General features: G+C 64.7%; 1 protein-coding gene. It reads right to left on the bottom strand.

Features of this window, described 5'->3' with window-relative positions:
* Positions 1 to 468 (bottom strand): molybdopterin cofactor-binding domain-containing protein (locus tag EN964_RS36990; RefSeq protein WP_164776615.1); only part of this gene is annotated, 468 nt, incomplete at both ends.

Here is a 468-nt window from a genome sequence, read left to right as displayed (position 1 = left end):
GGGCATCGAGGCGCGGGCAAATCTTGTTGTCGGCGGCACTGGCCACCGCATCCGACAGCGCATGCAGCACCGACATGCCGAGCGGGAACGGCGGCTCGCCGACCGCCTTGGAGCGGTGGATGGTCGGCTCGCCCGCTTCCGGCCAGTCGGCCAAGGTGACGTTGAAGATCTTTGGCCGGTCGGAGGCGAGCGGGATCTTGTAGGTCGACGGCGCATGCGTGCGCAGCCGGCCCTTGGCGTCCCACCACAGTTCTTCCGTCGTCAGCCAGCCCATGCCCTGGATGAAGCCGCCCTCGATCTGGCCGATGTCTATAGCTCGGTTCAGCGAGCGCCCGCAGTCATGGAGAATATCGGTACGCTCGACCATGTATTCTCCGGTCAGCGTGTCGACCGAGACTTCCGAACACGAGGCGCCATAAGCGAAATAATAGAAGGGGCGGCCCTCGCCCTTGTCGCGGTTCCAGTGGA

The organism is Mesorhizobium sp. M7A.F.Ca.CA.001.10.2.1 (assembly GCF_003998575.1).
GTDB lineage: Bacteria > Pseudomonadota > Alphaproteobacteria > Rhizobiales > Rhizobiaceae > Mesorhizobium.
Note: the sequence above shows the minus strand (reverse complement) of the source record. Positions and strands in the feature narration are given on the sequence as shown.